This window comes from Streptomyces sp. NPDC057010, assembly GCF_042673805.1.
GTDB lineage: Bacteria > Actinomycetota > Actinomycetes > Streptomycetales > Streptomycetaceae > Streptomyces.
In genome coordinates this window covers 343,914-366,296 of the sequence record NZ_JBHUSC010000003.1, presented here as the reverse complement: position 1 = coordinate 366,296, position 22,383 = coordinate 343,914, and the positions used below count along the sequence as shown (strand labels likewise).

General features: G+C 73.2%; 16 protein-coding genes. 12 read left to right on the top strand and 4 right to left on the bottom strand.

Annotated features, from left to right (window positions below; translation table 11 throughout):
* Window positions 1–175: 175 nt before the first annotated feature.
* Window positions 176–1,891: a DUF4173 domain-containing protein gene (locus ACFTXQ_RS05790; RefSeq protein ID WP_382636210.1), complete on the top strand. Its 1,716-nt coding sequence runs from the start codon at window positions 176–178 to the stop codon at window positions 1,889–1,891.
* Between the two features lie 72 nt (window positions 1,892–1,963).
* On the opposite strand, the gene ACFTXQ_RS05785 is transcribed toward ACFTXQ_RS05790, so the two are convergent.
* Window positions 1,964–3,517 (bottom strand): MFS transporter, encoded by a 1,554-nt coding sequence (locus ACFTXQ_RS05785; RefSeq protein WP_382636208.1) that lies wholly within the window; start codon window positions 3,515–3,517, stop codon window positions 1,964–1,966.
* Window positions 3,518–3,658: 141 nt separating this feature from the next.
* Between ACFTXQ_RS05785 and ACFTXQ_RS05780 the strand changes: the two genes are divergently transcribed.
* The 3 genes from ACFTXQ_RS05780 (at window position 3,659) to ACFTXQ_RS05770 (ending at window position 5,751) form a co-directional block, all read left to right on the top strand.
* Window positions 3,659–4,261: a TetR/AcrR family transcriptional regulator gene (locus tag ACFTXQ_RS05780; protein WP_382636206.1), complete on the top strand. Its 603-nt coding sequence runs from the start codon at window positions 3,659–3,661 to the stop codon at window positions 4,259–4,261.
* 69 nt (window positions 4,262–4,330) lie between these two features.
* Window positions 4,331–5,041, top strand: a complete 711-nt coding sequence (locus ACFTXQ_RS05775) for a ribonuclease HII (protein ID WP_382636204.1) — start codon at window positions 4,331–4,333, stop codon at window positions 5,039–5,041.
* 8 nt (window positions 5,042–5,049) lie between these two features.
* Window positions 5,050–5,751 carry a hypothetical protein gene (locus ACFTXQ_RS05770; RefSeq protein ID WP_382636202.1) on the top strand — a complete coding sequence of 234 codons (702 nt, stop codon included), beginning with the start codon at window positions 5,050–5,052 and terminating at the stop codon, window positions 5,749–5,751.
* A 139-nt stretch (window positions 5,752–5,890) separates the two neighbouring features.
* Here the strand turns inward: ACFTXQ_RS05770 and ACFTXQ_RS05765 are convergent, their stop codons facing one another.
* A complete protein-coding gene (locus ACFTXQ_RS05765; protein WP_382636200.1) occupies window positions 5,891–6,520 on the bottom strand; it encodes a hypothetical protein in 630 nt (209 codons plus the stop codon).
* Between the two features lie 214 nt (window positions 6,521–6,734).
* Window positions 6,735–8,894 carry a RecQ family ATP-dependent DNA helicase gene (locus ACFTXQ_RS05760; RefSeq protein WP_382636198.1) on the bottom strand — a complete coding sequence of 720 codons (2,160 nt, stop codon included), beginning with the start codon at window positions 8,892–8,894 and terminating at the stop codon, window positions 6,735–6,737.
* A 141-nt stretch (window positions 8,895–9,035) separates the two neighbouring features.
* On the opposite strand from ACFTXQ_RS05760, the gene ACFTXQ_RS05755 reads away from it, so the two are divergent.
* The 7 genes from ACFTXQ_RS05755 to ACFTXQ_RS05725 all read left to right on the top strand — a co-directional run bounded on the left by ACFTXQ_RS05755 (window position 9,036) and on the right by ACFTXQ_RS05725 (window position 19,379).
* Window positions 9,036–10,301, top strand: a complete 1,266-nt coding sequence (locus ACFTXQ_RS05755; protein ID WP_382636196.1) for a DUF4192 domain-containing protein — start codon at window positions 9,036–9,038, stop codon at window positions 10,299–10,301.
* 230 nt (window positions 10,302–10,531) lie between these two features.
* Window positions 10,532–12,517, top strand: coding sequence for a glycogen debranching N-terminal domain-containing protein (locus ACFTXQ_RS05750; RefSeq protein WP_382636194.1), 1,986 nt, complete (start codon window positions 10,532–10,534; stop codon window positions 12,515–12,517).
* Between the two features lie 87 nt (window positions 12,518–12,604).
* Window positions 12,605–13,351, top strand: coding sequence for an NUDIX domain-containing protein (locus ACFTXQ_RS05745; RefSeq protein ID WP_382636192.1), 747 nt, complete (start codon window positions 12,605–12,607; stop codon window positions 13,349–13,351).
* Between the two features lie 155 nt (window positions 13,352–13,506).
* Window positions 13,507–15,312: an ATP-binding cassette domain-containing protein gene (locus ACFTXQ_RS05740; RefSeq protein ID WP_382636190.1), complete on the top strand. Its 1,806-nt coding sequence runs from the start codon at window positions 13,507–13,509 to the stop codon at window positions 15,310–15,312.
* A 191-nt stretch (window positions 15,313–15,503) separates the two neighbouring features.
* Entirely contained in the window at window positions 15,504–16,391 is an 888-nt protein-coding gene (locus tag ACFTXQ_RS05735; RefSeq protein ID WP_382636188.1) for a FadR/GntR family transcriptional regulator, read from the top strand.
* A gap of 370 nt (window positions 16,392–16,761) precedes the next feature.
* Window positions 16,762–18,351 carry an RNA polymerase sigma factor gene (locus ACFTXQ_RS05730; RefSeq protein WP_382636186.1) on the top strand — a complete coding sequence of 530 codons (1,590 nt, stop codon included), beginning with the start codon at window positions 16,762–16,764 and terminating at the stop codon, window positions 18,349–18,351.
* Between the two features lie 98 nt (window positions 18,352–18,449).
* Window positions 18,450–19,379 carry a serine protease gene (locus ACFTXQ_RS05725; protein ID WP_382636184.1) on the top strand — a complete coding sequence of 310 codons (930 nt, stop codon included), beginning with the start codon at window positions 18,450–18,452 and terminating at the stop codon, window positions 19,377–19,379.
* Between the two features lie 110 nt (window positions 19,380–19,489).
* Here the strand turns inward: ACFTXQ_RS05725 and ACFTXQ_RS05720 are convergent, their stop codons facing one another.
* Window positions 19,490–19,726, bottom strand: coding sequence for a hypothetical protein (locus ACFTXQ_RS05720; RefSeq protein WP_215019552.1), 237 nt, complete (start codon window positions 19,724–19,726; stop codon window positions 19,490–19,492).
* A 447-nt stretch (window positions 19,727–20,173) separates the two neighbouring features.
* Between ACFTXQ_RS05720 and ACFTXQ_RS05715 the strand changes: the two genes are divergently transcribed.
* The gene (locus tag ACFTXQ_RS05715) at window positions 20,174–22,294 is read left to right on the top strand and encodes a type IIA DNA topoisomerase subunit B (protein WP_382636182.1); all 2,121 of its coding nucleotides are present in this window, start codon (window positions 20,174–20,176) and stop codon (window positions 22,292–22,294) included.
* The last annotated feature ends 89 nt before the right edge of the window (window positions 22,295–22,383 follow it).

Genomic DNA, 22,383 nt, shown 5'->3' with positions numbered 1-22,383 from the left:
GGGTGCCGGTCTCCGGTTGCGGTTTCCGCGGCGAGGTGAAGTATCCCGTTCCGATTGTCACGGTCCTGCCACAGAGCTCTTTTGATCCTGTTCAAAACCGTAGGGCGTCGGCCTACGCTGTCCGCTTCGCCGCCTCCACCTGAACGCCGGGGGCGGCCGACAGGGGAGGGTACCGATGTCAGAGCACACCGACGGAGCGGACGGAGCCGAGGCCGCAGCCGCGTCCGGAAGCAACGCGGCTGCGGCCGGGACGGGGGCCGGAACGCCGGCCGGCGCGGGCGCCGCTGCTCCCGGGGCCGGTGCACCGGCCGGCGGGAGCGGTGTGCCCGCCGAGGCCGCCGCATGGGTGGCCTGGCAGGAGCAGCAGCGGCGCTACGCCACCGCCCGCGCCAAGGCCGCCGAGCCGGCCGCCTGGGTCGTGGCCGTCCGGCCCGCCGAGGCCGCGCCCATCCGGACCGCGACCCTCCTCGCCGCCCTCGCGGCCGGGCTCGCGGCCGCCCTGCTCCTCGGTGACGGCCTGGGCCTCGGCCTGCTCCTCGTTGCCCTGCCCGCCGCCGTCGCCGCGTATGCCGCCGCCCGCGCGGCCCGTCGTACGGCCAGGCCCTGGACCGTGACCTGGGCGGTCGGCTGCCTCGCCCTCCTCGCCGTGCCGGCCCTGCGCGACTCCGCGTGGCCCGCCACGCTCGCGATCCTCGCCGCCATCCTGCTGGGCGCGCTCGCGCTGCACGGCAGCCGCACCTGGCCCGGCGTACTGCTCAGCCCGTTCGGTTTCCTCGAAGCCGCCGTGTCCGGGACCGGCTGGGCCTGGACCGGCATGCGCTCCCGCAGCGGCGTCAGCAGGGACCGCTGGCTGCCGGTGGCCAAGGCGGCCCTCGTCGCCGTCGCCCTCCTGCTGCTCTTCGGCGCGCTGTTCGCCTCCGCCGACGCCGCCTTCGCCGATCTGCTGGACGGCCTGACCCCCGACGTCACCGTCGGGGAAGGGCCCTTCCGCTTCCTGCTCTTCCTCCTCGGCATCCTCCTCGCGCTCGCCGCCGCCCGGGCCGCCGCGGCCCCGCTGCGCTGGGACCGGATCGAGGTGGCTCCCGGCAAGCCGAGGTCCCGCATCGAATGGGCCCTTCCGCTGGTCCTGCTCAACCTGCTCTTCGCCGGTTTCAACGCCGTACAACTGGCGGTCCTGTTCGGCGGCTACGACAAGGTTCTGGCGAGCACGGGCCTCACCTACGCCGAGTACGCCAAGCAGGGCTTCTGGCAGCTGCTCTGGGCCACCCTGCTCACGCTCGTCGTGATCGCGCTCGCCCTGCGCTGGGCCCCGCGCTCCGGAGCCGGCGACCGCCGCTTCGTCCGCATCGTGCTCGGCGTGCTGTGCGCGCTGACGCTGGTCGTCGTCGCCTCCGCGCTGCGCCGCATGGACCTCTACGTGGACGCGTACGGGCTGACCAGGCTCCGCGTGTCGGTGGCCGCCATGGAACTGTGGCTCGGGCTGGTCATCGTACTGATCATGGCGGCCGGGGTGTTCGGCGCCCGCTGGCTGCCGCGCGCGGTCGCGGGCAGTGCGGCCGCCGCCGTCCTCGCCTTCGGCCTCCTGTCCCCGGACGGGATGGTCGCCGAGCAGAACGTGGCGCGGTTCGAGGCGAAGGGCAAGATCGACCTGGCCTACTTCCAGTCCCTGTCCGCGGACGCGGTGCCCGCCCTGGACAAGCTGCCCGAGCCCCGCAGGTCCTGCGCCCTGCGCGGGATCAACGACGAGATGTCCAGGGCCGGGTCCGTCCCCTGGTACGCCATGAGCCTGGGCGAGTACCGGGCCCGGCAGATCCTGCGCGAGCGCCCGGTGACGGCCCCCTACGAGGTCTGCTCCCGCCTGGGGATCTTCGGCGGCCGCAGCGAGCTCTGAGGGGCGCCGCCGTACGGGGGCCCGGGCGCGGGATCACTTCCCGCGCCCGGGCCCTCGTACGTCCGGTGCCGGTCAGGCCACCGGACCGGCCTTCTCGGCGGCGCCGTTGAGGGCCTCCAGATCGCTCTTGCGCACCCGGATCACCAGCAGCGCCGTGGCCAGGGCGAGGCCGGCCATCGCCACGGCCGCGGCGAACGCGGTCGAGATGCCCTGGGTGAGCACCAGGTCCCCCCAGGGGTCGGGCAGCCGCCGGCTCTCCTTGAAGGCGGCAAGCGCGCCCGGATCGGCCTGGGCCATGAAGGACGGGACCTGCTTCTCGGCCTCGCCGCGGCTGGCCGTCCCGAACACGGTGACCAGGATGGACAGGCCGAGCCAACCGCCGACCTGCTGGCTGGCGTTGAGCAGGCCGGAGGCCGCGCCCGCCTCCTTCGGGGCCACCCCGGAGACGGCGGTGAGGGTGAGGGTCACGAAGTTCAGGCCCATGCCGAAGCCGAACAGGAGCATCGGCCCGAGCACCCCGGTGACGTAGGAGGAGTCGGTCCGGATGAAGGTCAGCCAGGTCAGGCCGATGCCGACGAGGGCGGTTCCGGTGACCATGAACGGCTTGGGGCCGAAGCGCGGCAGGAAGCGCTGCGAGAGACCGGCGGCCGTGATGATGGCGACGGTCACGGGCAGGAAGCCGAGCCCGGACTGGATCGGGGAGAAACCGAGCACGTTCTGGACGAACTGGACGATGAAGAAGAACATGCCGAACATCGCGGCGGCCAGACCGAGCATGATCACGTACGTGCCGGCGCGGTTGCGGTCGGCGAACATCCGCAGCGGGATGATCGGTTCGCGGGCCCGGGACTCGATGGCCACGAAGAGCGCGAGCAGGACGACGGCCGTGGCGAACGAGCCGAGCGTGAGGGAGTCGCGCCAACCGTCCTCGGAAGCGCGGATGAACCCGTAGACGAGCGAGGCCATGCCGCCGGTGGAGGTGAGGGCTCCGGCGATGTCGAAACGGCCGGGGTGGCGTTCGGACTCGGTGATGTACAGCGGGGCGAGGAACGCGATCAGCACGCCGATCGGGACGTTGACGAAGAAGACCCAGCGCCAGTCGAGCCACTCGGTCAGCATGCCGCCGGCCAGCAGGCCGACCGCGCCGCCGCCCGCGGAGACGGCGGCGAAGACCCCGAAGGCCCGGTTGCGCTCGGGGCCTTCGGCGAAGGTCGTGGTGATCAGGGCGAGCGAGGTCGGCGAGGCGATCGCGCCGCCGACGCCCTGCAGGGCGCGGGCGGCGAGCAGCTGCCAGGGCTCCTGGGCGAATCCGCCGAGGAGGGAGGCGAGGGTGAAGAGCAGGATTCCGGCCATGAACACGCGGCGGCGGCCCAGGATGTCGCCGGCGCGGCCGCCGAGGAGGAGCAGGCCGCCGAAGGTCAGGGTGTAGGCGCTGAGCACCCAGGAGAGGTCGGTGGTGGAGAAGGCGAGGGCGGTCTGGATGTGCGGGAGCGCGATGTTCACGATCGTCGCGTCGAGGACGACCATGAGCTGGCAGGCGGCGATGACGGCGAGCGCCACTCCGGGGCGCCCCTCCCGGCGGGCCGCGCCCGGTGTCCGGGGCGTGGCGAGTTGAGAGCTTGTCACTGAGGATCCCCCCAAAGTGAAATAGTGAACGCATTCGTTCACTGTGAGTCCACGGTATGAGCGGATCCTTAGGGAACGCAAGCGTTCACTAAGGCTGAAAACGTGTGCGGGGGGCGCGCGGATCGGTCGGAGGATGAGGACATGGTGGGTTCGCGCTGGTCGGCGGCGTCACCGGGGCGCAGGCGGGGCCCGGAACTCGAACGGGCGATTCTCGATGCCGCGTTGGAGCAGTTGAGTACGGTCGGATGGAACGCGCTCACGATGGAGGGGGTCGCGGCCGGCGCGCACACGGGCAAGGCCGCTCTCTACCGGCGCTGGCCCTCGAAGTCGGACCTGGTGGCCGACGCGCTGCGGTCGCGGCTGCCCGAGATAGGGGAGATCCCCGACAGCGGATCGATCCGCGAGGACCTGTACCTGCTGTGCGTGCGGATGCGGGACGTCATGCACTCGCGCGCGGGTCAGGCCCTGCGGTCGGTGCTTCACGAATGCGACCACGTGCATGCCGACCGCTTCCACGGGGTCATCTGGTCCGGCCTGCACGAGCCGGCCCAGGGGCTGATCAGGGAGCTTGTGCAGCGGGGAATCGAGCGGGGCGACGTGCGAGCGGACGCTACTGGTCCGTTTGTCGTGGATGTCATTCCCGCGATGCTCATGTACCGCGCGAAGGTGTGCGGGAGCGAATGGAGGGATCAGGACATCGGTGTGCTGATCGACGAGGTGATGGTCCCGCTGCTCAGGACGTGAGACGCGGCCCGGGTCGTACCCGGGGCGGGGTGTGCAGGCGGCGCGGAGCGGCGTAACCTTGCTGGCGCCATGCCGTACGAAGCACCCACCCACACCGTCGAACGCTCCCTCCGTGCAACCACCGGCGCCAAGGTCATCGCCGGGATCGACGAAGTCGGACGAGGGGCCTGGGCCGGTCCCGTCACCGTGTGCGCGGCGATCACCGGTCTGCGCCGGCCACCCGCCGGACTCACCGACTCCAAACTGCTCACTCCCAAGCGGCGCGACGTTCTCGTCGACGTCCTGGAGGACTGGGTCACCGCGTACGCCCTCGGCCACGCCTCCCCGGAGGAGATCGACGAGCTGGGGATGACCGCCGCACTGCGCCTCGCGGCGGAGCGCGCCCTGGGGGAGCTGCCCGTACGGCCCGACGCGGTGATCCTCGACGGCAAGCACGACTATCTCGGCTCGCCCTGGCGGGTCCGTACGGTGATCAAGGGTGATCAGTCGTGCGTCGCCGTTGCCGCGGCCTCGGTCATCGCCAAGGTCCGGCGCGACCGCATGATGGCCGCGCTGGGTGAACAGGGCGGCGGAATCGAGGACTTCGCCTTCGACGCCAACGCCGGATACCCCTCGCCCGTCCACCGGGCGGCGCTGGAGGAACGGGGGCCCACCCCCTACCACCGGCTCTCGTGGTCGTACCTCGACGCCCTGCCCCGGTGGCGGCATCTGAAGAAGGTGCGCCGCAGCGAGGAGTCGATGGAGCTGGAAAACGGAGGCCAACTCGGCTTCGATTTCTGATCGCACCCATGTGCCACCGACCGGTACGTTTCGTACCGGTGTTTGATAGACAACACGTCACGCCTCTCACCCCCGCCATCGAGGAGCCTCAGATTCACGAGAGTGCCCAGGGTCCCCGCGTCACGCCGGCCGCGAGCCGCACCGCGCAGACCCCCCGCCCCGTACCTGGTCCGCGTCCCGTAGCCGTACCCCGGCCCGGACGCCCCGGTCCCGTCAGGCCCGCACCGCCGGCGCAGCGTGCGCCGCAGGCCGCCCCCGGACCCGTTCCCGCAGCCCCCGTGACCCCTGCCGCCCCCGCCGCGCCGTCCGTGTCGGCGGCCGTGCCGCAGATCCAGCTGATCCCGGCCTCCGCCGAGGGCGCGCTGGACGCGGCCGAGGAGGCCGTGGACCTGCTGCTCGACACCGGGCGCGCGCCCGGCGACATCCTGGTGCTCACCAGCGGCGACCCGCACCCGTGGGCCGCGCACGAGCTGTCCTTCGGCGAGGCCGCGTACTGGGCCCAGCACGACGCCGGCGACGACGTCTTCTACGCGGACGCAGCGCAGGCCCAGCGCGCCGCCGGCCGTCCCGTCGTGGTCTTCGCGGCCAACGGCGGACCGGTGGAGTCCGTGGCCGGCACCCTGCCGGTCGCGCTCGCGCGGGCGGGTGCGCTGCTGATCGTGTGCGGTGACCCGCAGCAGATCAACTCCGTGCTGGGTGCGGGCGTCTGACGCCCCGTACCCCGGCACGGGCGAGGGGCGGGGCGGGCCACGGGCCGGCCCCGCTGAAGCCCGACGGCTGATCCGCCGTACGCCCGCTCCAGGGTGTACGGCCGTGAGGCCTGCCCGGAAGCGGGCCGCGGTACGGGGGTCAGCGCGCGGCGGTCCGGCGCAGGGCCTCGGCCGCGCCGCCGCCGGTGTGCAGCGCGAGCGGAGCGAATTCGGCCACGGTGTCGCCCAGCCGCTGGGGCCGCGACTCCGAACTGGGCCGCCGGCCGCCCCGGCCTTCGCCCAGCACCTGCCAGCCGCCGCGGGTCAGCGTGATGTAGGCGCCGCAGCGCAGACCGTGCAGGGTGCAGGCGTCCCGCAGCCCCCACATCCACGCCCCGTCCTCCTCGGTCCACCGCTCATCGCCCTCCCGGCAGTAGAGCAGCACCGCCGTCCGCACCGGCGTCCGGCGCCGCAGGTCGTGCGGCAGGACCCGGCGCAGCCGGGACAGCAGGGCGTTGCGGTACTCCCAGCCGTCGGCCGAGACGGACCGCTGCACGAAGGAGGCGCTCGCCACGAGCTGCTCCTCCGGGCCGAGGACGGCGATGACCGCCGTCGACGGCACCGGGCTGTGCCGCGAGTGCAGCCCGCTCACGACCTCGCGCGGGTTGCTCAGCAGCGGAATGCCCGCCGCCGTCCATTCGGCGGGTTCCAGCAGTCTGCCGTGACGGCTGGCGCCACCGGTGGCCGATGTCAGGGACGCGGTCGAGGTCGGGGCGAATCCGAAGGTCACGGTCCTCCCTTCGGGTACACGCCCGCGGACGGGCACGGCTGGAGTTGGGCGCGCCGCAGCGCGGCCCAGGGGAGTGCCGGGGAGCCGAGCGGGAGCACTCCGATTCTCGCGTGGCCTCCGAGCATGCGGCAACGAGCAATTGAAGCCGCCGACCGGAATTCGCCGGTATGCCGTTCATATCCTTGCCCCTCCACGCCGTAGATGACGCATTCCGCTACGGCTGGAGCGCAAGTACCAACGGGAACACCTCCTTCGCCCCTGCCCGGCGCAGCAGCCGGGCGGCCACCGCGAGCGTCCAACCGCTCTCGGCGCGGTCGTCCACAAGGAGAACCGGCCCCGCTGCCTCCTCCAGCGCGGCAGCCAGGGCGGGCGGCACGGTCAAGGCCTCGTGGAGTCCTCTGACCCGCTGGGCGCTGTTGGAGGAGGGCAGGCCGTACTCCGGAACCCGGTCCGTGTACGCGACCGTTCCGAGCAGCGGCATCCGCCCGACCTCCGCGATCCGCGCGGCCAGCGAACCGACCAGCTCGGGGCGGCCGCGCGAGGGCAGCGCGACCACGCCCACCGGCCGGGCCGGGGCGTCCGGCGCCCCCGAGGCCCAGCCGCCCGGGCCCCGCGCCCAGTCGGCCAGGACCGCGACCACGGCCTGGACCACATCGTCCGGAACCGGCTGGTCGGGAGCGTTCGGGGCGAGCATCGGGCGCAGCCGGTTGCCCCAGCCGATGTCCGACAGCCGGCCCAGCGCCCGCCCGGTGGCGGACTGCTCCCCGGCCGGGATACGACCCTTGAGGTCGACGCCGACGGCCGCCAGTCCGGTCGGCCACATCTTGCGGGGCTCCAGCTCCACGCCGGGGCGGCCGAGTTCACCGCGCGCGGTGTCCAGAGCGGTGGTGGAGACCTCCGCGGTGAAGCGCGCTCCGGCGCAGTTGTCGCAGCGCCCGCAGGGGGCGGCCTCCTCGTCGTCGAGCTGGCGGCGCAGGAACTCCATCCGGCATCCGGTGGCCGCCGCGTAGTCCCGCATGGCCTGCTGCTCGGCGGCACGCTGGCGGGCCACCCACGCGTACCGCTCGGCGTCGTACACCCACGGCTCGCCCGTCGACGTCCAGCCGCCCTTGACCCGGTGCACGGCCCCGTCCACGTCGAGGACCTTGAGCATCGTCTCCAGCCGGGTGCGGCGCAGGTCGACCAGCGGCTCCAGGGCGGGCAGCGACAGCGGCCTGCCCGCCTGGGCGAGGACGTCGAGGGTGCGGCGCACCTGCTCCTCAGGCGGGAAGGCGACCGACGCGAAGTACTGCCAGATCGCCTCGTCCTCGCGGCCCGGCAGGAGCAGCACCTCCGCGTGCTCCACGCCGCGGCCGGCGCGGCCGACCTGCTGGTAGTAGGCGATGGGGGAGGAGGGCGAACCCAGGTGCACGACGAAGCCGAGGTCGGGCTTGTCGAAGCCCATCCCGAGGGCGGAGGTCGCCACCAGGGCCTTGACCCGGTTGGCCTGGAGGTCGTCCTCCGCCTGCTGGCGGTCGGCGTTCTCCGTCTTGCCCGTGTACGAGGCGACCGTGTGCCCGCGGTGGCGCAGGTAGGCGGTGACCTCCTCGGCCGCCGCCACGGTCAGCGTGTAGATGATCCCGGAGCCGGGCAGCTCCCCGAGGTGGTCGGCGAGCCAGGCCAGCCGGTGCGCCGCGTCGGGCAGGGTCAGCACCGCCAGGCTCAGGCTCTCGCGGTCGAGGGCGCCGCGCAGCACCAGCGCGTCGGTGCCGGCGCCGGTGCCGAGCTGTTCGGCGACGTCGGCCGTCACGCGGGCGTTGGCCGTTGCGGTGGTCGCCAGCACCGGGACGCCCGGCGGGAGGTCGGCGAGCATGGTGCGCAGCCGGCGGTAGTCGGGCCGGAAGTCGTGCCCCCAGTCCGAGATGCAGTGGGCCTCGTCCACGACGAGCAGACCGGTCGCGGCGGAGAGCTTCGGCAGCACCTGGTCGCGGAAGTCCGGATTGTTGAGCCGCTCGGGGCTCACCAGCAGGACGTCCACCTCGCCCGCCGCGATCTCGGCCTGGATCCCCTCCCACTCCTCGGGATTGGCGGAGTTGATGGTGCGTGCGCGGATCCCGGCGCGGGCCGCGGCCTCGACCTGGTTGCGCATGAGGGCGAGGAGCGGGGAGACGATCACGGTGGGGCCGGCTCCGCTCGCCCGCAGCAGCGAGGTGGCGACGAAGTAGACCGCGGACTTGCCCCAGCCGGTGCGCTGCACCACGAGGGCCCGCCGCTTGTGCGCGACGAGGGCCTCGATCGCCCGCCACTGGTCCTCGCGCAGCCGAGCGGTGCCCGTGGGGTCGCCCACGAGCTGGGCCAGGACGGAATCGGCGGAGGACCTCAGGTCTGCGTTCATGCCCCCATGCAACCCGATGCCTCTGACATCGCGCCAACGCCGCTCTGAGCCTGTGGATGTTGAACCGTCACATGTTCGTCCGCGTTCCACGGGTTATCCACAGGGGTTTCCGGATCGGATCACGCACGGGACCTTCGTGGCATGACGAACAACCACGAATCACGCACCCCGTCCGACCGGCCGTCCATCAGTCCGGCCGGCTCCACCGACCCCCAGATCACCCTGCGCAGCCCGGCGGAACTGGCCGACGCGCTGCCCTACATGCTCGGGTTCCACCCGACCGACTCCTTGGTCCTGGTCGCCGTCCACGGCGAAGGCGGGCGCTTCGGCGGCCGGCTCCGCGTCGGTATCCCGGCCGCCCCCGCGGAATGGGAGGACACGGCCCGGCAGGTCGCCGACTGCCTGATCCGGGGCAGCGAGCGGCGCGGCGGCAAGCCCGACGGCATCGTCGTCTTCCTCTGCCAGGATCCGCGCGGCGAGGAGAGCGGCCAGCGGGTGATGACCCGGCTGCGGCCGCTCGCCCAGCGGATCCGTCTGGCCTGCGGCGCCCTGGACGTGCCCGTACTGGAGGCCCTGTGCCTCTCCGCCGGCCGCTTCTGGTCCTACGTGTGCCCCGACGAACGGTGCTGCCCGGCCGAGGGCAGCCCGCTGGCCGCGGTCGGGACCTCCGTGATGGCCGCCGCGGCCACCTTCGCCGGCCTCCAGGTCCGGGGCTCCCTCAAGGAGATCGAGGGCCGGCTGGCGCCGCTGCGGGGTCCGGTGGCCGTGGAGATGGAACGGGCCCTGGACCGGGCGGCCGCCGCACTCGTGCCGAAGATCCTCGACGGCGCCACCCGCGAGGAGGTCGGTGCCGAGACCCTCACCCTGGCCCGGTCGCTGATGACGCGGATGACCCTGGCCCGGCCCGCAGAGGGCGGCCCGCACGCCGACGACCGGGACGACGCGCTGCTCGGCCACGACGAGGCCGCCTCGCTCATCCTCGGCCTGCAGGACCGGGAGATCCGGGACATCGCGGCCGAGTGGATGGAGGACGAGGAGGCGGCCCCCGCCCTGCGGTTGTGGCGGGCCCTCGCCCGGCGCTGCGTCGGGGCCTACGGCGAGCACGCCGCGGCCCCGCTGACCCTGGCGGGCTGGGTCTCGTGGTCCACCGGCGACGAGCCGACGGCCCGGATCGCGCTGAGCCTGGCGCTGCGGGCGGACGCCGAGTACCGCTTCGCCCAGCTGCTGCACCACGCCTGCAACGAAGGACTCGACCCCGAGGGGCTGCGGCAGTGCCTGCGCGAGGAGCGGCGGCGCCGCGAGCCCCGGCGGGGGCGCCCGAAGGCGGGCACCCGTCCTCCGGGCCGCCCCGGCCGGACGGCCAGCGCCCGCCCCGGGTCCCGCCGCACCACGGGGAGCGAACAGTGAGCGCGCGCCGCGGCCGGCAGACCTCGTGTCCGCCGCGGGGTGGTGTTCCGGTGCGACGGCTGTGGTGTGCCGCGGGGGCGGCGCTCAGGCTCCGGCTTCACCCCGGGCGGGCGCGGCCGGGGCCCGGGCCCGTGACCCGGGCGGGGGCGGGGGCGTTCAGCTGGGGGGTGGTGGGGGCCCGGCCGCGCCGCCGCCCAGCCGAACCGACCGGAGCGCAGACAAGGCGACAGATGTCCCACCCCGCACCCGCCCGACCACCCGTGCCCGCCCCCCGCAGGCCCGAGCTGCCGCCCGTGCACGGCGCCGTCATCTGTGTGGCCGCGCCCTGCCTGGCCATCTCGCCGGAGCACGGCCAGCTCACCGGGCGCGGCATCGACGGGATCTACCGCTCCGGGCGCCGGCTGCTCTCCCGCTGCGTCCTGCGCGTCGGCGGCCGGGATCCGGTGGCCGTCCAGGGACGCAGCCTCGGCGCCGACCGGGCCGCCTTCACCGCGACGGTGCGCACCGGCGCCGACCCCGGCCCCGATCCGGACATCGGTGTGGAACGGGTCCGGCACGCCGACGGCACCGAGCGGATCACCCTGCGCAGCTTCACGGCCCGGCCCGTACGCCTCTCCGTGGAGGTCCTGCTCGGCACCGACCTGGCGGAGCTGGCCGAGGTGGTCGCCGGCCGGGCCGGTCCCGAGCTGCCGGCCGCGGTGCACGCCGCCGGACTGCGCTGGAGCACCGGCGAGGCCCAGGCCGTCACCGTCGCCGAGCCCCCGCCCGACGACGCCCTGGCCTCGTCCGGGCTGCTGCGCTGGCAGCTCGAACTGGGCCCCGGCGAGTCCCGCACCATCGAGCTGCGGACCACACGGGACCGCGGCGCGCGGGCTCCCGCCGGGCAGGTGGCGAACCCGATGGCGGAAGCCCGGGCCGAAGGGGACGACCCGCGGGTCGAGGCCTGGTTCCGGACCAGCGTCGCCGACCTGGGCGCGCTGCTGCTGCGGGATCCCGCCGAGCCGGGCGACGCCTTCGCGGCCGCGGGGGTGCCGTGGCGGCTGGGGCTGGCCCCGGCCGAGTCGCTCTGGGCCGCCCGGATGGCGCTGCCGCTCGGGACCGGGCTCGCCGCGGCCACCCTGCGCATCCTGGCCCGGAGCCAGACCGGCGGCCGGGATCCGGGCGCGGGGAAGATCCCCGGACCGCTGCGCGGGGCGGGGCCGCAGCTCCCGCCGGGCTGCACCGGCACGGAGGCGACCCTGGCCTTCCCGGCGGTGCTCGCCGAAGCCCGGCTGTGGGGCATGCCGGAGGAGGAGGTGGCCCGGCTGCTCCCCGCCGCCGAGCGGTGCCTGGACTGGCTGCGCGGCACGTTCGGGGAGGACGGCTTCGTCGCCGATCCCGACCCGGGGCCGCGGCGCTGCGAGACCCAGGCCCACGCCCACCGGGCCGCGCTGCTCGGCGCCGACCTCCTCGCCGGATGCGGGCGGCCCGGCGCCGAGGAGTGGCGGGAGCGGGCGGCCGCCCTGCGCGAGCGGTTCCGGAGCGGATTCTGGATCGACGGCCCCGACGGCGGCCGGCCCGCGGCCGCCCTGCACCCCGACGGCCGGCCGCTGCCCCGCCTGACCGGGGCCGCCGCCCACCTGCTCGACACCGGACTGCTCGGTGGCGGCCGGCTCGCTCCGGGGCTCCTGGACCCGGTCCGCACCGAGCAGTTGGCCCGGCTCCTCGGCGCCCCCGCCATGGACTGCGGCTGGGGGCTGCGGAGCATGGCCGCGAGGGAACCGGGACACAACCCGTTCGGCCACCGCTCGGGCGCGGTGCGGGCGTACGAGACGGCCGTCGCGGTGGCCGGCCTGGCACAGGCGGGCTTCGAGAAGGAGGCCGCCGGACTGCTGCGGGGCCTGCTGGACGCGGCCGAGGGCTTCGGCTACCGGCTGCCGGAGATGTACGCGGCCGAGCAGCGGACCTCCGGCAGCGCCCCGCTCCCGCACCCGGCGGCCTGCCGCCCCGCCGCGGTGGCCGCGGCAGCCGGGGTCCACGTACTGACCGCCCTCGCCGGGATCCGCCCCGACGCCCCCGCCGGCACGGTCGCCCTCAGCCCCCTCCCCGGTGCCCCCCTCGGCGCAGTGCGCCTCTCGGGCCTGCGGGTCGCGGGGGAGCCCTTCGCCGTCCGGATCAGCCGGCTCGGCCTCGGCATGGTGGAGGAGGCCGCCGATGCGCTCCAACTGGGGGGTTAGGCGGCCGGCGGCCCCCGGCCTCCGGATCAGTGCCCTCAAGGTCACCAAAGCGCTGATTATCGTCAGGGAGACGACTATGATCGCGTCATGTCGCCCTACGACCCGTCGGCCTATCCGCCCTTCGCCGTCACCGTCGACCTGGTCGTGCTCACCGTACGGCGCCACGCGCTCTGTGCGCTGGTCGTCCGGCGGGGTGAGCAGCCGTTCCAGGGACGCTGGGCGCTGCCCGGCGGATTCGTGCGCGGCGACGAGGATCTCGCGGGGGCAGCGGCCCGCGAGCTCTCCGAGGAGACCGGGCTGTGTGCGCACGACCCCGCCGTACCCGGCGCGGGCAACGGGGCGCATCTCGAACAGCTCGCGACCTACGGCGACCCCAAGCGGGATCCGCGGATGCGCGTGGTCAGTGTGGCGCACCTGGTGCTGGCTCCGGACCTGCCTGCGCCGCGGGCGGGCGGGGACGCCAACAGCGCGCGCTGGGCCCCGGTCGACGAACTGCTGGCGGCCACCGACCAGCCGTCCGCGGGGCTGGCCTTCGACCACGCCCGCATCCTCGCCGACGGGGTCGAGCGGGCCCGCTCGAAGATCGAGTACTCCTCGCTGGCCACCGCCTTCTGCCCGCCCGAGTTCACCGTCGGGGAGCTCCGCAGGGTCTACGAGGCCGTCTGGGGCGTCGCCCTCGACCCGCGGAACTTCCACCGCAAGGTCACCGGAACCCCCGGATTCCTGGTGCCGGCCGGGGGGACGACGACCCGTCAGGGCGGCCGCCCGGCCCAGCTGTTCCGGGCCGGTGGAGCCACCCTGCTCAACCCGCCCATGCTGCGCCCGGAAGTCTGACGCCCCGGGTCCGGCCCCGCCGCCATCCGTGGCGAGGTCGGCGGCAATATCGGTGTCCTGTCGGACCGGTTGCACAGTAAATCGGACATATCGCGTTATCTTGCTTGCGGTACTCACCCTGCCGCAGAGCGGTCTCACACCCCGCGAGAGAAGCGATGCTCCAGGCCATCGGACTCACCAGCACCCACCGCCCCGACACCCCGCCCCTCGTGGACGACCTCACCTTCGAGGCCCACCCCGGGAGCGTGACCGCCCTGCTCGGCGCGCCGGGATCGGGCAAGACCACCGCGCTGCGGCTCATGCTCGAACTCGAACCGGGCCGCGGCGTCGCCTACTTCCGCGGGCGCCCCCTGCACCTGATCCCGCATCCCGCCCGTGAGGTGGGCGTGGTGCTCGGCGATGTCCCCGGCAACCCGTCGCGGACCGTCCGCAACCAGCTGCGGATGCTCTGCGCCGCCGCCGGGGTGCCCACCTCGCGGGCCGACACCATGATGGACGTCGTCGGTATCGCGGGCCTGCGGGACCATCGGCTCGGCTCGCTCTCGCTGGGCATGGAGCGCAGGGTCGCGCTCGCGGCGGCCCTGCTCGCCGATCCCTGCACCCTGCTTCTGGACGAGCCCGGCGCCGGACTCTCCTCCCGGGAGCGCGGCTGGCTGCACGGGCTGCTGCGCGGGCACGCCTCCCTCGGCGGGGTGGTGCTCTTCACCACCGACGACGCGAAGGAGGCCGCCCGCAGCGCCGACCGCGTCGTCAGCATCGAGGCGGGCCGGCTCGTCGCCGACCAGGACGCCGCCGAGTTCGCCCGGACCCGGCTGCGCCCGCGGGTCACCGTGCGCACCCCGCACGCGGCCCGGCTGGCCGACGTACTGGGCCGGGAGGCGCGGGCCGCCCAGCGCGCGGTGGAGATCGTCGCGGAGAGCGGCAGCCGCCTGTCGGTGTACGGCAGCAACTGCGCCGAGGTCGGCGAGGCGGCGTTCCGGCACGGCGTGCTGGTCCACCAGCTCGCCGACGAGACGGGTGACGCCGGGGCCCCGGCGTCGCCGGTCCCGCACGCCCGCGCCTCGGCCGCGACCCCGGCGGGCTCCGGCCCCGCCTCGGCCGCCGCCGCTTCCGGCGGAGCCGACGGGCCCGGCGGCGGGCGGGCCCGGCGCGCCCGTTCCCGGCGGCCCGCCTCGGCGGTGCGCCGCGTCGGCGGCCCGCTGCGGCCGCTGCGCTACGAACTGCTGCGGGTCTTCGGCACCGCCACGCCCCTTCTCGCCACCGCACTCGTCGTGGCCGTCTCGGTGCTCACCGCCCTGGGGCTGGCCAAGGCGGGGCACACCCCGCAGAACCGGATGCTCGCCGCCTGGCCCGAGCTGCTGCCGCTGCCGCCCGCCGCCCTCGGCGCCGGTCTGCTCGGGGCCCTGGCCTTCGGCGAGGAGTACCGCTACCCCGCGCTCGCCGCCGACCGCGGCACCGTTCCCCGCCGGATGGGGCTGCTCACCGCCAAGCTCGGGGTCTGCGCCGCCCTCGCCCTCCTGATCGGAGCCCTGGTCGTGGCGGCCGACGCCGCGGCCCTGGCCGTCGTCTTCGACAGCGGCCCGCTGCGCACCCCGGCGGAGTGGCTCTCCCCGGGCGCGAGTTGGGCCGGGCTGCTCATCGGCTCCGCCTGGGCCGGTGTCCTGGCGTCCGGTGTCTTCCGCTCCGCCACCGCGGGCCTGGCCGCCGTGCTGGCCGTGCCGGTGATGGTGGTTCCGCTGGTGCGCAAGGTGCTGGAGGGTCCGTCCGCGTACCCGGTGACCGGGCTCGCCCCCCGACTGCGCGGCCTGAGCTGGGTCCAGTGGCCCCCGGAGGCGGACCGGCTGGTCCTGGGGGCCTTGCGGGTGATGGCCCAACCCGTCGGAACGGCACTCGTGTTGTCGTTGATGGTCCTGTTGTGCGCCTATGGGTTCACCGGACTGCGCAGCCGGGTCCGTTGGTGATCGTTCCGATGCCGGAGTAGTGCAGGAGACGACCGTTGCGGTCCACCTCGCGTGAAGCGGACCGCAACTCCCCGTAAAAGGCCCGGTTCTTTACGATAAGTCGTCAATTGCGTAGGTGGCACTGATCACCCTTTCGTGTGCTTTTCACCAAAGACCTCAAGGGTCGCCGAAGCACGGCCGACAAAGGATTCGTGAGTACCCTTGCGCACACCATGATGACCGCCGCCCGCCATGCCGACTCCGGCCTCGCCGGCCCGGGCGAACTCGACCGCTACCCCTACGCGGAGGCCCCCGGGTCCGACCGCGTCGGAGCGCCCCACTGGGACGGAGCCGACGTCGAGTTGAGCCGGGTCGGCCGTCGCGCCGCCGGCAGCCGCGGCCGCGGACTGCACGGCCAACTCGTCCAGCAGCTCGGCCAGATGATCGTTTCGGGTGACCTCGGAGCGGACCGTCCGCTGGTCCCCGAGGAGATCGGCCAGCGCTTCGAGGTCTCCCGCACCGTCGTCCGCGAGTCCCTGCGGGTGCTGGAGGCCAAGGGCCTCGTCAGCGCCCGCCCGAACGTCGGCACCCGGGTCCGGCCCGTCGCCGACTGGAACCTGCTCGACCCCGACATCATCGAGTGGCGGGCCTTTGGCCCCCAGCGCGACGACCAGCGCCGCGAGCTGGGCGAGCTCCGCTGGACCATCGAACCGCTCGCCGCCCGCCTCGCCGCCGGCCACGGCCGCCCGGACATCCAGCAGCGTCTCGCCGACATGGTCGAGATCATGGGCCACGCCCTCGGCCAGGGTGACTCGATCACCTTCGCGCGTGCCGACAACGAGTTCCACGCCCTCCTCATCCAGGTCGCCGGCAACCGCATGCTGGAGCACCTCTCCGGCATCGTCTCCGCCGCCCTCCAGGTCTCCGGCAGCCCGGTCACAGCCTGCGACCGCCCGAGCGAGGCCTGCGTCGCCCACCACGCGCGCATGGTCGAGGCCCTCGCCGCCGGTGACGCGGCCGGAGCCGAGAGCGCCATGCGCCAGCTCCTGACGGTGCATCCGGAGGTCGAGCGCGTGGTGCCCGCCCCGCGCGAGCACTGACGGGCGGACGCGCGGGGAAGCAGAGGTGTCACGACATGTCGCCGGGCCCGGGTCGGGCCCGGCGACACCGGCGTGCGGGGGCCGGTTCCCGGCGTGTCGGTGCCGCCGTACCGGCGCGTATAGGCCTATGACCGGCATTCCCGCATACGGGGTGTGACTCGGGCCACGAAGATTGGGCGTAACGCTCTGCGAGGTCGCGCGATGACTTAAGAGGTGATGGCCGACGGAGGGAATACAGCAGCCCTTGCGGGTGCTGTGCAGCTCCCCGGCCCCTGCCCGCGCCCCCGGCCCATCCCCAGTCGGTGGTCGTCGGCTCCGGTCCAGCACCACGAGGCCCGGGGTCGGAAGCCGTTCCCATCGTTCCGAGAGGTTGTTCGTGTCGGCCAGCACATCCCGTACGCTCCCGCCGGAGATCGCCGATTCCGAGTCTGTGATGGCGCTCATCGAGCGGGGCAAGGCCGAGGGGCAGATCGCCGGCGATGACGTGCGTCGGGCCTTCGAGGCTGACCAGATTCCTGCGACCCAGTGGAAGAATGTTCTGCGCAGCCTCAACCAGATCCTCGAGGAAGAGGGTGTGACGCTGATGGTCAGTGCCGCGGAGTCGCCCAAGCGCACCACCCGCAAGAGCGTCGCAGCGAAGAGCCCGGCCAAGCGGACGGCCACCGAGCCCGTCAAGAAGACAGCGGCGAAGGCGACGGCGGCGCAGCCCGTCGCCGCCGCGGCACCGGCGGCCGAGACGGCGGACCCGGAGACCTCGGACGCTCTCGTGGAGGAGCTCGGAGCCGAGCCCCCGGCGAAGAAGACGGCGGCGAAGAAGACGGCGGCCAAGAAGGCCGCACCCGCGAAGAAGGCCGCCGCCAAGAAGACGGCGGCGAAGAAGACCGCCGCCAAGAAGGACGCCGACGAGGCCGGTGACGAGGAGACCCCGGACGAGGGTCCCGACGCGGCCAAGGCCGAGGCCGACGAGGAAGAGGAAGGCGGGGAGAACAAGGGCTTCGTCATCTCGGACGACGAGGACGACGCCCCCGCCCAGCAGGTCGTCGTGGCCGGCGCCACCGCCGACCCCGTCAAGGACTACCTCAAGCAGATCGGCAAGGTCCCGCTCCTCAACGCCGAGCAGGAGGTCGAGCTCGCCAAGCGGATCGAGGCGGGCCTCTTCGCCGAGGACAAGCTGGCGAACTCCGACAAGCTGGCGCCCAAGCTCAAGCGCGAGCTGGAGATCATCGCCGAGGACGGCCGCCGCGCGAAGAACCACCTGCTGGAGGCCAACCTCCGCCTCGTGGTCTCCCTCGCCAAGCGCTACACCGGCCGCGGCATGCTCTTCCTGGACCTGATCCAGGAGGGGAACCTGGGCCTGATCCGCGCGGTCGAGAAGTTCGACTACACCAAGGGCTACAAGTTCTCCACGTACGCGACGTGGTGGATCCGGCAGGCGATCACCCGCGCCATGGCCGACCAGGCCCGCACCATCCGCATCCCGGTGCACATGGTCGAGGTCATCAACAAGCTCGCCCGCGTGCAGCGCCAGATGCTCCAGGACCTGGGCCGCGAGCCCACCCCGGAGGAGCTGGCCAAGGAACTCGACATGACCCCGGAGAAGGTCATCGAGGTCCAGAAGTACGGCCGCGAGCCGATCTCCCTGCACACGCCGCTCGGCGAGGACGGCGACAGCGAGTTCGGCGACCTCATCGAGGACTCCGAGGCCGTCGTCCCGGCCGACGCCGTGAGCTTCACGCTCCTCCAGGAGCAGCTGCACTCGGTGCTCGACACCCTGAGCGAGCGCGAGGCCGGCGTGGTCTCCATGCGCTTCGGCCTCACCGACGGCCAGCCCAAGACCCTCGACGAGATCGGCAAGGTCTACGGCGTCACCCGCGAGCGGATCCGCCAGATCGAGTCGAAGACGATGTCGAAGCTGCGTCACCCCTCCCGCTCCCAGGTGCTGCGCGACTACCTGGACTGACGGGTACGGGGGCGACGGCGGGTGGCCGCGCGGGTGCGCACGGCCCCCGGGCATCCCACTCTGGGTGGAGTCATGCACACTCGGAGTCAGGAGGCCTCATGCGTCGTCCCATTGCCCGCGCTCTGGCGGGAGCGCTGACCCTGGCGGCGGGAGCGGCCGCGGCGCCCCTGGCTCAGACGCCGCAGGCGGCCGCGGACAGCGTGGTGATCGGCGGGAAGCCGGTCAAGGCGGCCGACAGCCCGTGGGTCGTGGCCCTCGCCAGCCGTGACCGGTTCGGGGGTACGCGGGGCGGCCAGTTCTGCGGGGGCGTCATCGTGTCCCCGACCCGGGTGCTGACCGCGGCCCACTGCCTGGGGCGCGAGGTGCTGGGCGGCCCGGTCGAGTCGGTGTCCGACTTCCGCGTGATCACGGGCCGTACGGAGCTGCGGGGGAGCGACGGCCGCGAGATCGCGGTGCGCGGCGCCCGGGTGAACCCGGACTACGACCCGCGGAGCAACTCCGGGGACCTCGCCGTCCTGGACCTCGCCGAATCCGTGCCCGCCCACTACGTCCTCCCCATGGCCGGGGCTGGGCACCCGGCCTACGCCCCCGGGACCGAGGCGGCCGTATACGGCTGGGGCGACACCAGCGGCTTTGGTGACTACGCGTACGCGCTGCGGGCCGCGCGGGTGACCGTACTGGCCGACGAGGTGTGCGGGCGTGCCTACCCGGGGGACGCGGACGGGCAGTACCGGGCCGAGTCGATGGTGTGCGCGGGGGACGACGGGGGCGGCAGGGACGCCTGCCAGGGCGACAGCGGGGGGCCGCTCGTGGCGCAGGGGAGGCTCATCGGGCTCGTGTCGTGGGGCCGGGGCTGCGGGCGGGCCGACAGCCCGGGGGTGTACACGCGTGTCGCGCCGCTCGCCGGCTTCGTGACGGCCCCGGAGACGGGCGCGCAGCCCGCCGGGGACCAGGGCACCCCGCCGGGCGCCCGCAGGGGCTCCGGACCGGGCGCAGGGCCCGTATGGGGGCATCGTACGGACTGGTGACCGAGCCGGTCGCGGACATGAGGACGGGCGGCACCCCTGGGTCTCAGGGGTGCCGCCCGTCGACCGGCCTGGCCGGTCCTGGCTCGTCGGATGCGAGGTGCAGGCCTGTGTCAGCGGTCCTCGGGTTCGGCGGCATTGGCAGCCGGAGCGGACGTAAGCCGCTCGGTCTCATCCTGTATTTCCGCGGCGATCTTCTTGAGTTCCGGCTCGAACTTGCGACCGTGGTGGGCGCAGAAGAGCAGTTCACCGCCGCTCAGCAGGACGACGCGCAGATATGCCTGGGCGCCGCAACGGTCGCATCGGTCAGCGGCCGTCAGCGGGGTCGCGGGTGTCAGAACAGTAGTCACGTCGCCTCTTCTCTAGCTCGACGAGCTGTCGTACCAGGGTCAACATCCAACCAGGCCGAAAACGTTCCCGCTCGCGGCTTTTCCTCGAAACTTCCTTCCGAAGCTGGCCGGCTGCTGCCGGTTGGCGGCGAAGGAGCCGTATTGCGTTGCTTTACGGTTTCGCGTTGTCAGTCGTTCGCTTGTTGCAGTTCCATCCTCCCCGGCGTGAGTGCCAGGTTGTTCATGAGGACGTGCCCGAACCCTAAATGGTTCATGCCTGGAAGGGAACGTGATGTTTCCGTCACCCGCACGGGGGATCGAACATCCGTACGGATCTGGACTAGGCTGAGGAACGCGCGAGGGTGGCGTTGCATCGGCTCTACCTGGCCTCGGTACCCTTCGACCGGCAACCGAGCCACCCCTGCGCCCGACCGGGCCAGAAAAGAAATTCAGCGAGGAGCGAACTGCGTGACCGCCGACACGTCCGTGCCTTCCAGCGCGCTGCTGTCCGGAGCAGACCGGGACGGTTCCAACTACACCGCGCGGCACCTGCTCGTCCTCGAAGGGCTGGAGGCCGTCCGCAAGCGCCCCGGCATGTATATCGGCTCCACCGACAGCCGGGGCCTCATGCACTGCCTCTGGGAGATCATCGACAATTCCGTCGACGAGGCCCTGGGCGGCTACTGCGACCACATCGAGGTGATCCTCCACGAGGACGCCTCCGTCGAGGTCCGGGACAACGGCCGCGGCATTCCCGTGGACGTCGAGCCCAAGACCGGCCTGTCCGGCGTCGAGGTCGTCATGACCAAGCTGCACGCCGGCGGAAAGTTCGGCGGCGGCTCGTACGCGGCCTCCGGCGGCCTGCACGGCGTCGGCGCCTCCGTGGTCAACGCGCTCTCCGCCCGCCTGGACGTCGAGGTCGACCGGGGCAGCTCCACCCACGCCATCAGCTTCCGCCGCGGCGTCCCCGGGATGTTCACCGAGCAGGGCCCCGACAGCCCCTTCGACCCCGCCAACGGCCTGCGCAAGGTCAAGCGCGTCCCCAAGGGCAGGACGGGCACCCGCGTCCGCTACTGGGCCGACCGCCAGATCTTCCTCAAGGACGCGCGGCTCAGCCTGGAGACGCTCTACCAGCGCGCCCGCCAGACCGCCTTCCTCGTCCCCGGCCTGACCCTCGTCGTCCGCGACGAACGCGGCATCGACGGGGCCGGCAAGACCGAGGAGACCTTCCGCTTCGACGGGGGCATCAGCGAGTTCTGCGACTACCTCGCCCAGGACAAGGCCGTCTGCGACGTGCTGCGCCTGACCGGCGCGGGCACCTTCAAGGAGACCGTCCCGGTCCTCGACGACCGCGGCCACATGACCCCCACCGAGGTCACCCGCGAGCTCGGCGTGGACATCGCCCTGCGCTGGGGCACGGGCTACGAGACCAACGTCAAGTCCTTCGTGAACATCATCGCCACCCCCAAGGGCGGCACCCACGTCTCCGGCTTCGAGCGGTCGGTCGCCAAGACCGTCAACGAGGTCCTGCGCTCCGCGAAGCTGCTGCGCGTCGCCGAGGACGACGTGGTCAAGGACGACGCGATGGAGGGCCTGACGGCCGTCGTCACCGTCCGCCTCGCCGAGCCGCAGTTCGAGGGCCAGACCAAGGAGGTGCTCGGCACCTCGGCCGCCACCCGGATCGTCGCCGCCGTGGTGGCCAAGGAGCTCAAGGCCTTCCTCACCTCCACCAAGCGCGACGACAAGCAGCAGGCCCGCGCCGTGATGGAGAAGATCGTCGCGGCCGCCCGGACGCGCATCGCGGCCCGCCAGCACAAGGAGGCGCAGCGCCGCAAGACCGCGCTGGAGACCTCCTCGCTGCCCGCGAAGCTGGCCGACTGCCGCAGTGACGACGTGGAGCGCAGCGAGCTCTTCATCGTCGAGGGCGACTCGGCCCTCGGTACGGCGAAGCTCGCCCGGAACTCCGAATTCCAGGCACTGCTGCCCATCCGCGGCAAGATCCTCAACGTCCAGAAGTCGTCCGTCTCGGACATGCTCAAGAACGCCGAGTGCGGGGCGATCATCCAGGTCATAGGAGCCGGCTCGGGCCGCACCTTCGACCTCGACGCCGCCCGGTACGGCAAGATCGTCCTGCTCGTCGACGCCGACGTCGACGGCGCGCACATCCGCTGCCTGCTGCTCACGCTCTTCCAGCGGTACATGCGGCCGATGGTCGAGGCGGGCCGGGTCTTCGCGGCCGTTCCGCCGCTGCACCGGATCGAGCTGGTCCAGCCGAAGAAGGGCCAGGACAAGTACGTCTACACGTACTCGGACAACGAACTGCGCCAGACCCTCCTGGAGTACCAGCGCAAGAACATCCGGTACAAGGATTCGATCCAGCGCTACAAGGGCCTCGGCGAGATGGACGCCGACCAGCTGGCGGAGACCACCATGGACCCACGCCACCGCACCCTGCGCCGGATCAACATCGGCGACCTGGACTCCGCCGAGCAGGTCTTCGACCTCCTCATGGGCAACGAGGTCGCCCCGCGCAAGGAGTTCATCACGAGCTCCGCGGCCACCCTGGACCGCTCGCGCATCGACGCCTGACCCCGCGACCGGCACACCCGGGCTGCTCACTCCATCACCTGAAGGGGTGAACAGTTCCGGGACACCAGTCCGGAAAGGGTCCAATCCGC

Excerpts from the sequence above, each read along its gene's own strand:
- ACFTXQ_RS05790 (WP_382636210.1), top strand. The coding sequence starts at position 176 with ATGTCAGAGCACACCGACGGAGCGGACGGAGCCGAGGCCGCAGCCGCG.
- ACFTXQ_RS05780 (WP_382636206.1), top strand. The coding sequence starts at position 3,659 with ATGGTGGGTTCGCGCTGGTCGGCGGCGTCACCGGGGCGCAGGCGGGGC.
- ACFTXQ_RS05775 (WP_382636204.1), top strand. The coding sequence starts at position 4,331 with ATGCCGTACGAAGCACCCACCCACACCGTCGAACGCTCCCTCCGTGCA.
- ACFTXQ_RS05770 (WP_382636202.1), top strand. The coding sequence starts at position 5,050 with ATGTGCCACCGACCGGTACGTTTCGTACCGGTGTTTGATAGACAACAC.
- ACFTXQ_RS05760 (WP_382636198.1), bottom strand. The coding sequence starts at position 8,894 with ATGAACGCAGACCTGAGGTCCTCCGCCGATTCCGTCCTGGCCCAGCTC.
- ACFTXQ_RS05755 (WP_382636196.1), top strand. The coding sequence starts at position 9,036 with ATGACGAACAACCACGAATCACGCACCCCGTCCGACCGGCCGTCCATC.
- ACFTXQ_RS05750 (WP_382636194.1), top strand. The coding sequence starts at position 10,532 with ATGTCCCACCCCGCACCCGCCCGACCACCCGTGCCCGCCCCCCGCAGG.
- ACFTXQ_RS05745 (WP_382636192.1), top strand. The coding sequence starts at position 12,605 with ATGTCGCCCTACGACCCGTCGGCCTATCCGCCCTTCGCCGTCACCGTC.
- ACFTXQ_RS05740 (WP_382636190.1), top strand. The coding sequence starts at position 13,507 with ATGCTCCAGGCCATCGGACTCACCAGCACCCACCGCCCCGACACCCCG.
- ACFTXQ_RS05725 (WP_382636184.1), top strand. The coding sequence starts at position 18,450 with ATGCGTCGTCCCATTGCCCGCGCTCTGGCGGGAGCGCTGACCCTGGCG.